The 13,841-nt window shown below is 70.4% G+C and carries 14 protein-coding genes; 8 read left to right on the top strand and 6 right to left on the bottom strand.

What is annotated here, in order from left to right; all coding sequences use genetic code 11:
• The first annotated feature begins 35 nt into the window (after positions 1–35).
• Positions 36–398: a hypothetical protein gene (locus N4G66_RS18240; RefSeq protein ID WP_261705194.1), complete on the top strand. Its 363-nt coding sequence runs from the start codon at positions 36–38 to the stop codon at positions 396–398.
• A 62-nt stretch (positions 399–460) separates the two neighbouring features.
• Here N4G66_RS18240 and N4G66_RS18235 read toward each other — a convergent pair whose 3' ends face one another.
• Entirely contained in the window at positions 461–772 is a 312-nt protein-coding gene (locus N4G66_RS18235; protein ID WP_261705193.1) for a WhiB family transcriptional regulator, read from the bottom strand.
• A 254-nt stretch (positions 773–1,026) separates the two neighbouring features.
• Between N4G66_RS18235 and N4G66_RS18230 the strand changes: the two genes are divergently transcribed.
• Positions 1,027–1,392 carry a nuclear transport factor 2 family protein gene (locus N4G66_RS18230; RefSeq protein ID WP_261705192.1) on the top strand — a complete coding sequence of 122 codons (366 nt, stop codon included), beginning with the start codon at positions 1,027–1,029 and terminating at the stop codon, positions 1,390–1,392.
• A gap of 58 nt (positions 1,393–1,450) precedes the next feature.
• Here N4G66_RS18230 and N4G66_RS18225 read toward each other — a convergent pair whose 3' ends face one another.
• A complete protein-coding gene (locus tag N4G66_RS18225) occupies positions 1,451–2,350 on the bottom strand; it encodes a LysR substrate-binding domain-containing protein (protein ID WP_261705191.1) in 900 nt (299 codons plus the stop codon).
• Positions 2,351–2,489: 139 nt separating this feature from the next.
• On the opposite strand from N4G66_RS18225, the gene N4G66_RS18220 reads away from it, so the two are divergent.
• On the top strand, positions 2,490–3,500 hold the full coding sequence (locus tag N4G66_RS18220) for an aldo/keto reductase (protein ID WP_261705190.1): 1,011 nt from the start codon (positions 2,490–2,492) through the stop codon (positions 3,498–3,500).
• Between the two features lie 53 nt (positions 3,501–3,553).
• A complete protein-coding gene (locus tag N4G66_RS18215) occupies positions 3,554–3,985 on the top strand; it encodes an SRPBCC family protein (protein ID WP_261705189.1) in 432 nt (143 codons plus the stop codon).
• 119 nt (positions 3,986–4,104) lie between these two features.
• Here the strand turns inward: N4G66_RS18215 and N4G66_RS18210 are convergent, their stop codons facing one another.
• A complete protein-coding gene (locus tag N4G66_RS18210) occupies positions 4,105–5,121 on the bottom strand; it encodes an Lrp/AsnC family transcriptional regulator (protein WP_261705188.1) in 1,017 nt (338 codons plus the stop codon).
• Between the two features lie 165 nt (positions 5,122–5,286).
• On the opposite strand from N4G66_RS18210, the gene N4G66_RS18205 reads away from it, so the two are divergent.
• Entirely contained in the window at positions 5,287–6,720 is a 1,434-nt protein-coding gene (locus tag N4G66_RS18205; protein ID WP_261705187.1) for an MFS transporter, read from the top strand.
• A 360-nt stretch (positions 6,721–7,080) separates the two neighbouring features.
• Here the strand turns inward: N4G66_RS18205 and msrA are convergent, their stop codons facing one another.
• Positions 7,081–7,593, bottom strand: coding sequence for a peptide-methionine (S)-S-oxide reductase MsrA (gene msrA / locus N4G66_RS18200; protein ID WP_261705186.1), 513 nt, complete (start codon positions 7,591–7,593; stop codon positions 7,081–7,083).
• 319 nt (positions 7,594–7,912) lie between these two features.
• Between msrA and N4G66_RS18195 the strand changes: the two genes are divergently transcribed.
• Together N4G66_RS18195 and N4G66_RS18190 are read left to right on the top strand one after the other, a co-directional pair.
• Positions 7,913–8,881, top strand: coding sequence for an MHYT domain-containing protein (locus N4G66_RS18195; protein WP_261705185.1), 969 nt, complete (start codon positions 7,913–7,915; stop codon positions 8,879–8,881).
• Positions 8,882–9,091: 210 nt separating this feature from the next.
• Positions 9,092–9,907 (top strand): alpha/beta fold hydrolase, encoded by an 816-nt coding sequence (locus N4G66_RS18190; RefSeq protein WP_261705184.1) that lies wholly within the window; start codon positions 9,092–9,094, stop codon positions 9,905–9,907.
• 423 nt (positions 9,908–10,330) lie between these two features.
• Here the strand turns inward: N4G66_RS18190 and N4G66_RS45920 are convergent, their stop codons facing one another.
• Positions 10,331–10,939 (bottom strand): ATP-binding protein, encoded by a 609-nt coding sequence (locus tag N4G66_RS45920; protein ID WP_391858833.1) that lies wholly within the window; start codon positions 10,937–10,939, stop codon positions 10,331–10,333.
• Positions 10,940–11,181: 242 nt separating this feature from the next.
• Here N4G66_RS45920 and N4G66_RS18180 point away from each other — a divergent pair, with 242 nt between their 5' ends.
• Positions 11,182–11,778, top strand: coding sequence for a TetR/AcrR family transcriptional regulator (locus N4G66_RS18180; protein WP_261705182.1), 597 nt, complete (start codon positions 11,182–11,184; stop codon positions 11,776–11,778).
• 126 nt (positions 11,779–11,904) lie between these two features.
• On the opposite strand, the gene N4G66_RS18175 is transcribed toward N4G66_RS18180, so the two are convergent.
• Complete coding sequence (locus N4G66_RS18175; protein ID WP_261705181.1) at positions 11,905–13,551, bottom strand: sigma-70 family RNA polymerase sigma factor; 1,647 nt, start codon at positions 13,549–13,551, stop codon at positions 11,905–11,907.
• Positions 13,552–13,841 lie beyond the last annotated feature (290 nt).

Raw genomic sequence — 13,841 nt, 5'->3', positions numbered from 1 at the left:
AGCGGAAGGCGAAGATCGCCCGGCCGAGGTCGGCAATGCGGGGGTGGGGTGCCGCGGCGGAGATCGCGGAGAATTCGCTGCGCGGTGAGGGTGGCCACGGCTTGCTCGCCCTTGCCGCGATCGTGGCGTGGGAGACATCGACGGCCATCGGGTGGCACCCCGCGCCGGGCGCCGGGGTCGGCCTCCGCATCCACTTCATTCACGGCGACGTCGAAGCGTCGACTCATGCGGCCATCGCGATCGAGTACGGCCCACGTCCGAGTACGGCCCACGTCCTGCACGACCGGCTCGGACTCCCCGCGCCGCATGAGCCGTCGTCGCCCGTCACCGTCGCCCGGGCCACCACGGTGACGGCGGCGTCCGTCCGGAGAACGGACGAGGCCCGGCCAACGTGGTGACAAGGCGAGCCGCACCGGTGATGCGTTCTCCGGAGCCTTGTGCCTGCGGAGGTGCGAGGGCGTCAGCTCGCCCGGTGTGCGACAGCGGTGGCGTCGTGTGTGCGCTCGTGTTCCACGCGCGCCGTCTCCAGGAGGTGCAGCCAGGAAGTGACCGTCGGACGGCGGCGCAGCAGGGCCCTGCGCTCGCGCTCGGTCATGCCTCCCCATACGCCGTGCTCGATGCGATGGTCCAGCGCATAGGCGAGGCACTCGGTGAGTACGGGGCAGCCGCTGCACAGTATCTTGGCCCGGTTCTGCGCGGCGCCCTCGACGAACAGGTCGTCAGGATCGGCCGTACGGCACAATCCTCGGTCGCTCCAGTCGGTGCTCGTCATCTCGTGATGCCGTCCTCTCCCCTGGCCCCCGCCTGCGAGTTGCCCGCCTGCCCTGGGCAACAGGCATATGACACTACGCCTTTCGAGGACCGTCACTCTATCTGCCGTACGGACCACACCTTCGAGTGAGCGCCGCTTGCCTCCCGCGCACAGCAGCGCTATGGAGGTACCGCAACGGTCTACGGTCCGGTTCAGGGCCTCCGGAGAGCGATGCAGTCGTCCTTGCGCCTTCCTTGCGCTGGAAAGCAGGAGCCATGTCCCGGAACAAGCAGACCGTCGAGACCTATCTGGACGGCTTCCGCAAGAACGATCACGCACAGATCCTGAGTTGCCTGACCGATGACATCGAGTGGACGGTCTTCGGCGGTTTCCATCTGACCGGAAAAGAGGCGTACGACGCCGCCATCGAGGGCCCCGGCTTCGTCCCGCCTCCCCAGTTGGAGGTGGTACGCATGGTCGAGGAGGACGACGTGGTCATGGCCGAGCTCACCGGAACGGTGATGCGTGACACGGGAGAGGTGATGCGCATGTCGATGGCCGAGGTGTTCCGCATGCGTGACGGGAAGATCTGCGAACGACGCGCTTGGGTGATCGAGCTCAAGCAGAACGACTACCTCTGAGGTCGCCGGGGGCTGCTCGCCAAGCCTTCTGTGTCGGTGCGCGGGCCGCCGCCTGCGCTCACGTCGCGACCCGATCCGCGAGCACCGTTTCGCGGAACGCGGCCACCACGGGCCGCAGATCGACTCGGTGCCAGGCGGCCCACAGCTGAACGGACCCTTCGTACCAGGGCAGTTCACGTACCGCGACGCCTTCGGACGTGCCGCGCACCATGCTCTTCTGGATGAGCGCGAGGCCCAGACCGGACGCGACCAGACCCAGCGCGGTGAGAGGGTCGGCCGCGTCGAGACGGATGTCCGGCGTGAAGCCGGAGGCGACGCACGACGCGACGAACGTGTCACGCCACGCCGGATCCCGGGCGTCGCCCACCGCGATCCACGGCTGCCCTGCAAGGACGTCGGGCGTCAACTCCTCCGTCAGGGCGAGGGGATGCTTCTCGGGCAGCGCGAGCAGCAGGGGGTCCCGCAGCAACGACGCCGCCTTCAGGTCCGGGTCGTCCTCGGGCGGCGGCGTGCGCACCAACGCGATGTCGAGGCTGCGCTGGCGCAGCCCCTCGAACTGCTCGGCCGACTCCTGGTCGTACAGCGCTACGTGGATTCCTGGGCGCTGATCACGCAGGGTGCGCAGGGCCGAGGGGAGGACGCCCGTGTGCATGGCATCGGCCACGTATCCGATGCACAGGCCGCCCTCCTCCCCGCGGCCGAGTCGGCGGCCGAGGTTCTCCAGCCGGTCGGCGTGGCGCAGCAGGGCCCGCGCCTCGGTCAGGAATACCCTGCCGTCGGAAGTCAGCCGGATGCGCTGCTGACTGCGTTCGAAGAGGGTGAGCCCCAGGTTCTTCTCGAGCTGGGCGATCTGCCGGCTCAGGGGTGACTGGGAGATGTGCAGGCGCTCGGCGGCACGGCCGACGTGTTCGGCCTCGGCGACGGCGACGAAATAGCGAAGTTGTCGCAGGTCAAGCATTTAGGACCTCGGAGGACTCAACCATGTCCAAGCAAGTCTTGGACAGTCTCATGTAGGGATCCTAGCCTCGAACAGGCAAGCCCGACGGATCGCACATTCAGTGATGTATCCGTCCGAACCACCATCCCGAGGATCTTCCATGAGCATCAAGTCCCTCCTGCCCGGCGCGCTCGGCTTCGGCACCGCACCGCTCGGCAACATGTTCCGCGCCATCCCCGACGAGGAGGCGGCTGCCACCGTCGAGGCCGCCTGGGACCAGGGCATCCGCTACTTCGACACCGCGCCCTTCTACGGCGCCGGCCTCTCCGAGATCCGGCTCGGCGACGTACTGGCACAACACCCGCGCGAGGAGTTCGTGCTCAGCACGAAGGTCGGCCGCGTCGTCCTCGACGAGATCGAGGACCCGAGCGCCCGGGACCTCGGCGAGAAGGGCGGCCTCTTCGAACACGGCCGCCCGAACAGGATGGTCAACGACTACACCGCCGATGCCACCCTGCGTTCCATCGAGGACAGCCTCGAGCGCCTGCGGACGGATCGCCTCGACATCGTGTGGGTGCACGATGTCGCGCAGGACTTCTACGGGGACGAGTGGCTGGCCTCGTACGAGAGCGCGCGCACCGGTGCCTTCCGAGTGCTGCAGAAGCTGCGCGAGGAAGGCGTGATCAAGGCCTGGGGCCTTGGCGTCAACCGCGTGGAGCCCCTGGAGCTCACCCTGGACCTGGACGAGCCGAAGCCCGACGCGTTCCTCCTCGCGGGCCGCTACACACTTCTCGACCACGACCGGGCCCTGCAGCGGTTGCTGCCGGCCGCCGCCGCCCAGGACGTCGACATCGTGGTCGGCGGCCCGTACAGCTCGGGCATCCTCGCCGGAGGTACCCACTTCGAGTACCAGAAGGCTCCCGCGCACATCGTCGACAGGGTGGAGCGGATCAAGGCGGTCGCCGAGCGGCACGGGGTCGGTATCAAGTCCGCCGCGCTGCAGTTCTCCCTCGCCCATCCGGCGACGGCCGCCGCGATCCCCGGTGCCACCAGGCCCAGTCGCATCGCCGAGGACGTCACCGCTCTCGGCGAGCGGATCCCGGCCGCGTTCTGGACCGACCTGCGCGACGAGCGGCTGATAGCGCCGGACGCCCCCGTCCCCGCCGCCTGACCCCCGTCCCCGCCGCCCGCCCCTCGTCACCCCGCACACTCCAGGAGAATCCCGTGGCCACGACCACCGCGTCCATCGACATCGCCGCGTCACCCGACCGCGTCTGGCAGCTCATCGGCGGCTTCGACTCGCTGCCCGACTGGCTCCCCTACATTCCCACCAGCGAACTCAGCGACGGCGGACGTCTGCGCCGCCTCGTGAACGAGGAGGGCGACGTGATCGTCGAGCGGCTCGAAGCCTTCGACAACGAGGCCCGAACATACAGCTACTCGATCCTGCGGGCCCCGTTCCCCGTCACCGGCTACCGCTCCACGCTCAGCGTGCACGAGACGTCCCGCCAGGACACGGCCCGCGTGGAATGGTCCGGCACTTTCACGCCCGACGGCATCAGCGACGACGACGCCATCACCCTGTTCCACGGCATCTACACGCAGGGCCTGACCGCGCTGATCCACACCCTCACCCCGCCCCCCTCCTCGTTCTAGATCCAGACCGAGACCGAGACCGAGACCGAGACCGAGACCGAGATCCAGACCGAGATCCAGATCCGGACCTGCGCCTGCGCCTGCGTGCTTCGGCCCGCCCATCGTTTCGGCGGACGGCGTCAGCCCGAGCGCAGCGTCGCCGCCGCCTTGTAGGTGCGCAGTACCGGCGCCGTCTCGATCCGCGTGACCGCGTCCCAGGCCACCCGCCGCGTCAGGTAGTGGTGCAGGGCCTCGGCGTCGCGGCACAGCGCGTGGGCGACGAGGTTCGTCGGGCCGGTCGTCGCCGCGACCACCGCGAGTTCGTCGTGTAGGGCCAGCGCCGTCGCCACCGTATCCAGGTGTGCGGGGGCCACCTGCATCCACAGCAGCGCGGACACCGTCACGCCCAGAAGCGCCGGATCGATGTCGATGTCGAAGAACAGCGCGCCGCGTTCCCGCAGTTGGGCCAGTCGGCGGGCGGCGGTGGACGCGGTGGTGCCGGTGGCGGTGGCCAGTTCCGCATAGCTGAGGCGCGCGTCCTCGCGCAGTGCGGACAGCAGCAGCCGGTCCGCGTCCGTGAGGAGGTGGGCGGTGTCGTCGAAGGCCGCGGGGCCGGAGGCGTCCGCGGTGTTCGACGTCTCCGCCGTGCCGGTCCCGGAGCGCAGTCGCGCCTCCTGGTCCGCGTTCAGGGCGTCGACCCGGCCGCGCCACGCTGTCGGCCCGCCCAGGTAGGTGTGCAGCAGGTAGTGCGCGGACACGGCGGTGATCCCGGCGGTGCGGGGGATGTCGCGCAGCAGCAACGCGTGCGCGTCCGGACCCGCGGGCGCGGTGTGGATGATCGCGACGATCTCCGTGCCTCCGGAGGTCAGTCGTACCCAGGAGGTGTCGGGACGTCGGGCGAGCGCCAGCGCGATGTCGTGCGCGCTGCGCGTCGCGGCGGTCAGCCGTACGAACCACTGGTGCGTGCCGGAGCTGCGGGGCGTGGGCAGGGCGACCACGCGCAGCCCGGCCTGCGCGTACAGCCGGCGGTAGCGGCGGACCACTGTCTGCGTCGAGGAGCCGAGGACGTCGGCGACGAGCGTGAAGGGCGCCCGTGCGTCCACATGCAAGGCGTGGATCAAACCGCGGTCCAGCTCATCCAGTACGAGCACACTCACCAAATTAGCCGACCGCGATGGAAGTAATCACTGAAGGTGGCTGAAGAAATGGAAGTACGTGTGGGTCGGGCGGCACGGTGGTCACCGACCGTCCGCCGTACGGCGGCTGTCTTGTCCACGGCCCGGCCGCCACCGACACGCCCGTGCAGTCCCGGGGGGAGACCCATGTCCCGCGCCACGCGTTCCACCACCGGCCCCGGTCGGCCCACTACCGTTGCCCCGCCGTCCTCCGGCCACCGCGGGCTCGCACTCGCCGCGGTACTGACCGCCGAGGCGATGAACCTCCTCGACGCCACGATCGTCCAGGTCGCCGGCCCCGTCATCCACACCGACCTCGGCGGGGCACGGGGCACGATCCCGTGGTTCAGCGCCGCCTACACCCTCGCGTTCGCCCTCGGCCTGCTGACCGGCGCCCGGCTCGGCGACATCGCCGGCCGCGGGCGGGTCTTCCGCATCGGCGTCATCGTGTTCGCCGCCACCTCCCTGGCCTGCGCACTCGCGCCGGGCAGCATGACACTGATCGCGCTGCGCACCGTGCAGGGCGCTGCGGCCGCCGCGATCATCCCGCAGACATTCGGGCTGATCCGCGCCATGTACAAGGGCGACGAGCTCACCCGGGCTCTCGGCATGATCGGTCCGGTCATGGGCCTGTCCGCGGTCATCGGCCCGGTTCTCGGTGGCGTCCTGACCCATGCCGACATGTTCGGCTCCTCGTGGCGCGCGGTCTTCCTCGTCAATCTCCCGCCGGCCGCCGCGGTCCTGGCCGCGTCCCGGTACCTGACCGAGGACCGCGCGCCGACACGGCCCCGCCTCGACCCGGCCGGCACCGTCCTCGCCATGCTCGGCACCGCTCTGGTCGTATGCCCCCTGGCCTCGGGCAGCCCCGGCCCCGCGAGGTGGGCCGTCGCCGCCGCGGGAGCCGTGGTTCTGGGCGTGTTCGTCGTCCACCAGCGCCGCGCCGGCCGTCGCGGGCATGCCCCGCTGATCGAGCCGGCCCTGCTGCGCGGCCGGGCGTTTCCCGCCGCGCTGGCCACGTCGACCCTCTTCTTCGCCGTGATGAACGGCGTCATGATCACCGTCGTCCTGCACCTCGAACTCGGCCTCCACGACGGCCCGCTCACCGCCGGACTCACCCTGCTGCCGTGGTCCGCCGGACTTGCGATCGGCTCCTGGGCGGCCGGCGCGCGTCTGGTCACGCGATACGGGACGCGCGTCATGCACACCGGCATCGCCGTCCTCGCGATCGGCCTGGCAGCCGCCGTCCTCGCGTACCGCGGTGCGGACCCCGGCAGTTATCCGGCCGGATTGCCGGTCGCGCTCGCCGTCGCCGGGCTGGGCACCGGCCTGTTCACCCCGCCGTTCTTCAGTACGGCGCTCGGCGGGGTCGGCCCGCAGGAGACCGGCTCGGCCGCGGGTCTGCTCAACGCCGTACAGCAACTCGGCGGCACACTCGGTGTCGCGGTCATCGGCGGCATCTATCTGGGGGCGGCGGGCAACGCACGCGGCGCGGCCCAGCACGCGCTGGGGGCGACCGCGGTGATCCTGGCGGCCACGGCGGTGGCCGCCACGGTCATGACCGCACGCCCCACCGCCCGGTGACGGCGAACGGCGGGACAGCCGGGAACAGTCGAGGACGGCCGGGCCGCCACCACTGAGGGGAACGGCCCGGCCGACATCGGCGGCGTGAGGACGAAGGACCCGCGCCCGCAGCCGACTCACCGGGGTGCCCGGACGGGCGCAGGGACCGCTCGCGGATGCCCCGCCGCGCACCGGCCCGAGGCACCCGCCCGCGACCGGCGCAGACGCGCGCGACGCTCGCCCGCAACCGGCACCGGCACCGGCACCGGGCCCGGGAAACCCGCCCGCCACCGACTCGGGCGCATGGCACCGGCCCTCGACGGGCGCAGACGCGACATCAGGCTCTGTCGGCGGCACGGGCCGCAGGGGGTCAGGCCCGGCTCAGGATTCCGCGCGCCTCGGCAGCCGCCAGTTCGGACGTACGAAGTGGCAGGTGTACCCGTCGGGGTAGCGCTGCAGGTAGTCCTGGTGTTCCGGCTCCGCCTCCCAGAACGGACCGGCCGGCGCCACCTCGGTCACGACCTTCCCCGGCCACAGCCCGGAGGCGTCCACATCCGCGATGGTCTCCTCGGCGACACGCTTCTGCTCGTCGTCGACGTAGAAGATGGCGGACCGGTAGCTGAGACCGATGTCGTTGCCCTGCCGGTTCTTCGTCGACGGGTCATGGATCTGGAAGAAGTACTCCAGGATCGTCCGGTAGTCGGTCTTCGTGGGATCGAACGTGATCTCGATCGCCTCGGCATGCGTGCCATGGTTGCGATACGTCGCATCGGCCACGTCGCCACCGCTGTACCCCACCCGCGTGTCCAGCACGCCCGGGAACGTCCTGATCAGGTCCTGCACGCCCCAGAAGCAGCCGCCGGCCAGCAGCGCCTTCTCCTCGTTCCGGCTCATCGCACGCACCCTTCTTCCTCGTCTTCGTCGGACTCGCACAGGCGCCACCGCACACGCTCCCGGCGGTCCGTTCTCCCCCGCCGTCGCAGCCGCATGGCGCTGAACTGCACAAGGCCCGAAGGGCCGGTCGAAATTCCCGGTCGGGCCCCTGGGACGTGAGAGAGCCCGGCTCCCGTCCCGACCGGCAGGGGCGGACGCCCGCACGACACCGATAACAATCCTGCAAGTTTCAATCAACATCCGCTTGAGAATTTGCTATCGCTACCAGGAAAAGGGCTCAATGTCCTTGCTATGTCAGCAGAAAAGCGTTAGGGAGCGGATGAACGGCACGATCGACGGCTTCAGCTACGGGCTGGTCACACCGGTGGCCGCCTACGTCATGGCCTGTGTGGGCTCGGCGTTGGGGCTGCGCTGTGTGGTGCGGACGGTGCACCACGAGCCCGGCTGGAGGCTGGGCTGGCTCGCACTGGGAGCCAGCGCTCTCGGCTGTGGGATCTGGACGATGCACTTCATCGCCATGACCGGCTTTTCCGTGGCGGAGACGCCTATAACCTACGACGTCCCCATGACCGTGCTCAGTCTGGTCGTAGCGATCGTGATGGTCTCCGCGGGCGTGCTCATCGTCGGGCACCGCGGTGCCACGCGGGCCGCCCTCACCGTGGGCGGCAGCATCACCGGACTCGGTGTCGCGATGATGCACTACCTCGGCATGTTCGCGATGCAGCTCAACGGAGACCTCCGCTACAACGCGTTCACCGTGACCCTGTCCGTGGTCATCGCCCTCGTCGCGGCGACCGCCGCACTGTGGGCCGCCGTCTCCGTGCAGGGCCTCCTTCGCACCCTCGGCGCCAGCCTCGTCATGGGCCTGGCTGTCACCGGCATGCACTACACGGGCATGGCGGCCGTGAGCGTCCATCTCCACAACGGTATGCAAGAGGCGGTCGGCGGCCAGGAGGGCACCTCGCTCCTGCTGCCCATGCTCCTGGGCCCGATCATCTTCCTCATCCTCGCCGCGGCCATCGTCATGTTCGACCCGGTCCTGATCCTCGGAGACGGCGAGTGGAACAAGTCGGCCGAGCGACGCTCCAAGGTAGTGGCGCGCGGAAACCGTATGCCGGTGCGCGTGTCCGGCATCGAGAGCTCTCCGGCGCCTATGGCACCCGGTGGCCGACAGGCCGACGGCTGGTCGTCGTCGGCACCCCAGCGGCCGGCCGCCGATGAGCGCGCCGCGCATTACAGCGACGCGGGAGCCGGTGACTCCTACGGACCCCGCTACGAGGCGGAGTAGTCCCGCCGCTTCTGATCCGATGGCCCGGCCGGTGCGTTCGACCTCGCGCTCCTGCCGGGCCATCGCCACATGTGACGGGCGGTTTCGGCGCGGCGCCAGGCCGGGCGGGCAGACGGGCAGACGTACTGGATCCCCGCAGTGACGCGCAGCGTGAAGCACTCCAGAGCACACTCCGGCCCTTCGGATGATCTTGAGGCTAGTGTGCCAGGCATGACTTCCATAGCCTTGCGCGGTACGACGTTCCACTACGACGACACCGGCTCCTCGGCCGGCCTGCCCGTCCTGTTGGTCCACGGACATCCCTTCAACCGGACCCTGTGGGCTCCGCAGGTCGAGGCGCTCGTCGCGGCCGGACACCGTGTCATCACCCCGGACCTGCGCGGCTACGGCGACAGCGGGGTGGAGGCGGGCACCGTGTATCTCGCCGACTTCGCCGACGACCTCGTCGCGCTCCTGGATCACCTGGGCATCGAGGAGGCGGTGGTGGGCGGCGTCTCGATGGGCGGGCAGATCGCGATGGAACTGCAGCGCGGCCACGCCCACCGTGTGCGCGCCCTCGTCCTCTCGGACACCTCCGCGCCGGCCGAGACGGACGAGGGCAAGGCCTTCCGCAACCGGCTGGCCGACCGCCTCCTGACGGAGGGCATGGGCGGCTACGCGGACGAGGTCATCGGCAAGATGCTCGCCGAGTACAACGTCACCGCCATGCCGGACGTCGCCGCGCACGTCCTGGGCATGATGCGTGCCACCGATCCCCGCGGTGCCGCTGCGGCCCTGCGCGGCCGGGCCGAACGTCCCGACTACCGGGACACCCTCGGCGCCGTACGGTCCCCCGTACTGATCGTCGTCGGCGCCGACGACGTGTACACACCGGTCGCCGAAGCCGAGGCCATCCACGACCTCGTGCCGCACGCGGTCCTGACCGTCATCGACGGCGCCGGCCACCTCCCCGGCGCAGAACAGCCCGCACGGTTCAATGCCGCACTGCTCGACTTCCTCGCCGACGGTGTGGCCGTCCGTACCTGAGCACTCCGACCGGTCGTCGCGGGGACACCGGAGCGGGGCCGCCGAGGTGGTCGTCGACTTCGGCGTGCCTCGACGTCGTACGGGGGGGTGCTCCTCGTCGCGACTTCAACGGCAGAGCGCCCCAGATGACGGTTCGCGCTGCGCGGCGGGCTTTCCTTCTGGGAGGCGCACTCGGCTTCGCTGCGTACGAACGGGTCCGTCACCGCTCGCTCGGGGGCGCGCCCTGGAGGTGGCTGCCTTTCGGGGCGGCCGCGGCGGCCACTCTCAGCGCCTTGTTTCCGCGACGGCGGGAACGTCGGCGACGGGCGGTCGCCGCCGGCCCCTCATCGACGGGGCTGGAGCGGTCACAGCAGGTGAGGAGGGGAGGGGAAGGAAGGGAAGGGCGGAGCCGGAGCGGTCACAGCAGGAGGGGTACAGCGGGTGCTACGACGGAGTCTGTGTCGGCATTTCGAACCACATGGTCTTGCCGGTGGGCGTACACGTGCTGCCCCAGCTTTCGGCGAGCAGGCCGAGCAGTTCCGTACCGCGTCCGCCCTCCGCGTCGGCGTCGGCCTCGCGACGCACGGGGCGGGACGGCTCCGTGTCCTCGACCTCGCACAGCAGGCGGTCCCCCCGCACGCACAGGTTGAGCCGCAGCGGGCCGCGCGTATGACACAGAGCGTTGGTGACCAGTTCGCTGACCAGGAGCTCGGCCGTGTCGGCCAGGTCTTCCAGGCTCCACTCGTCCAGTTGCGCCGTCACGAGGCGGCGGGCCCGGCGGGCCGACGTCAGCTCCCGTGACAGGGGCCAGGAGGCGTCCCAGGGGGTGACACAGGCGCGAGGCGCGTCGAACGGCCGAATCGGTTCCAGCGCACGCGACCAGAGTGCCCGGTTCCGGGCGAGCCACGAGGTGGATGCGGCCTCGGCGGACCCGTCCTCCTGCTGAGCTCGTTTCGCGGCGTCCCCCCGCCCCGACCCCTCAGGCCGACGGTAGAACCGGGCAAAGCGCCTCCGGCGAGATATCGCCGGGAAGTCGATGGCCCCCGGGGCCATGAGAATCAGTCCCTTCTGCACTGCTGGCGACCAGACTGCCGGAGCGGCGCGGACCCGTCGACGACCGGTCCGAACATACGCCAGGTCACACGTTCACGTAACGCCCGTCACGATAACAAATATACATGTAGCACTCGCTACGGTAAATATCCTTTTCGAGGGTACAGATTCGGATATATGGGATGTGTTCGGTGTCACGCCACCACACCGTAGCCATACCGCAGCCACTCTGGGGAGCCTTCATGCCACGGCCGTCCGACCAGGCCAAACGACGCGACCTGATCGACCGGATCCGCGCGTACCTGATTCACAACGGCCTGGCCGACCTGTCCCTGCGCCCTCTCGCCCGAGCGCTGGGCACCAGCGACCGCATGCTCCTGTACTACTTCGGGACCAAGGAAGCCATGGTCGCCGAGGCACTGGCCCTGGACGAGAGGCGACCGCTCCTGCGGGCCCGGGGCATGCTCGAACCTGCGGAGTCCCCCGGCGACCCGGCGGGACTCCGCAGGTTCATGGAGGGGATCTGGCAGCAGTTCAGCGCCTCCGACCTGCGCCCCGCGCTCCCCCTCTATCTCGAGATCATGACCGCCAGCCTGCTCCACCCCGATCGGTACGGGCCTGTCATGCGCGACACGCTGGCCGAGTGGACCGACCTGCTCACCTCCGCCTTCCGCGGCCTCGGCATGACCGAGGTCCGAGCCCGAACGGAAGCGACCCTCCTGGTCGGCGCGACCTTCGGCCTGCTTGCCGCTTCCCTTGCCGAGGGCGACCGGGACCGGGCCGACGCGGCCTACCGTGCTCTCCTCGACCGCCTAGAACCCGGCTGGCACGTCACGTGAGGCGTGTCCGGACCCGGGGCTCGGCCGGACTCTCGGTGCGTCCGGACTCCCGGTTTGTACGGACTCCCGGTGCGTCCGGCAAGACCGTGACCAGCGGATTTCCCGCCCGGGAGGAAACACCCGGCGTCACAGCTTCGCCCCGAAGTCCTGTGTCCACCACGGGCCGCCGGACCCCTTGTGCACACCCACCCCTATGTTCTTGAACGAACAGTTGAGGATGTTCGCACGGTGCCCCGGGCTGTTCATCCAGGAGTCCATCACGGCCTGTGGAGTCTGCTGGCCCTTGGCGATGTTCTCGCCGTACGTGGACCAGCGGTAGCCCGCGGCTGTGATGCGCTGACCGGGGTCGGCGCCGTCGGGGTTGGTGTGGTCGAAGAAGGCACGGGCTGCCATGTCATCGGAATGGGCCCGGGCGGCGTCCTCCAGCTGCGCGTCCTCCGTGAGCGGACCGCAGCCGGCGGCCGCCCGCTCCTTGTTCACCAGTGCGACCACCTGTGCCACGGTGCCCGTCGGGGCCGACTGCGCCTGGGGTGCGCCGGACACCCGCCGGGTCGGCGGGGCCGAGGACGCGGCGGCCGACGCACTCGACTCGGCAGGGCGAGGTTTCCTGGAGGCTTTCGCCTTTGCCGTTTCGGACGCGGACACCGACGACGACGGAGATGCGGAGGCCGAGGGCGGCGACGAGGTGGCGCCGGGTGCCGAGAGGTCCATGACGGGGTCGCCCGCGGTCCGCGAGGGGGCTGCCCCGTCGGTTCGTGTTCCGGGCCCTGTACCGAGGTACCAGAGGCCGCCGCCCACGACACAGGCCGCCACGAGCACGCCACCCAGGGCCCGGCGCCGGACGCGTCGGCGTCGGCGCGCCTCACTGCGCGAGGCCGCTCTGCCGTGCGGCGCGCGATGCCCGGCCCCCGCCGAGCCCGCTTCTCCGTCGCCCGCGACGGCCGCGGTCTGTGATGCCGAGCCCGCGGCGGCCATCCCGCCGGGGGCGGTCCGCAGTGCCGCGGCCAGTCCAGGTGATACGGCGATCAGCGCCAGGCCGGCCAGCAGTCCCTCGGCGGGCACCAATCCGCTCCACAGGCCGGAGCAGCGGACACAGTCGCGGGCGTGCCGGGCTATTCGCTTGCGCCACAGCGCCGAGGGCCGGCCGTTCCAGGAGGCGAGGACACCACGCAGTTCCTCGCAGGGCGGGCGCGCGTCGAGGGCCCGTACCACCACACGGGCCGTCTCCAACTGCGCCTTCATCCGCTGCACTTGGACCGCGGTGTGCTGAGGCGACAGTTCCAAGGCCTCGGCGACCTCGGTCCGGGTCAGTTCACCGGCGCATTCCAGCCACCACAGCGAGAGCACGCCTCGATCGTCGGGTTCGAGCCAGCGGGTCGCCAGCGCGGTCTCGCGACGCTGGCCGGAAAGCTGGAGCCGCACCATGGTCAGGTCCACGAAGTCGGCGCCGGGGTCCGCGAGATCCTCCGCCTCCTCCACGGAGCCCGGAGCGAGCTGCCGGTCCCGCCAGTGCGCCCGGACCTGGTTCATCGCGATCGCCACGAGCCAGGAGCGGAAGCTCGCCGGTGTACGCAGCCCCTCCAGGCCGTCCAAGGCGCGGAGCATGGTGTTCTGCACGACGTCGTCGACATCGACAGAGCCGTTCAGAGCGCGTCCGACGATGTTGTAGACCAAGGGGAGAAACGCGCTGACCAAGGCGTCCTGAGCCGCCGGGTCGCCCGACCGGGCGGCAGTCACCAGTGCCGCCGGCTCCACCGCGTGCTGTCTCCTCATGAAAACTTCCCTGTCCTCGACTCCGAACGATGCTGCCGTCGCCTGGGAGACCGCCCGCGGAACCTCGGATAACAGTTCTTCGAACACTCGTTGCGGAGAGACTGACCACACCGGCCCGCCGATCGCAAGGGAGCAGGTCACATCGGGGGCCATCTCCTGACCCGGCCGGTCCGTGCTCGGCACCCGCCCGTCCCCGCCACCGGATCCGCCCGTCCCGGCCAGCGGCCCGGCGGGTGCCGAGCAGTGGACCGGCGGGCGCCCGTGTGCCCGCTGGTAAAATGGAGCCACGC

Source organism: Streptomyces rhizosphaerihabitans, from assembly GCF_025399795.1.
In the GTDB taxonomy this organism is placed as follows: domain Bacteria; phylum Actinomycetota; class Actinomycetes; order Streptomycetales; family Streptomycetaceae; genus Streptomyces; species Streptomyces rhizosphaerihabitans.
This window is presented reverse-complemented; position numbering and strand designations above follow the sequence as displayed.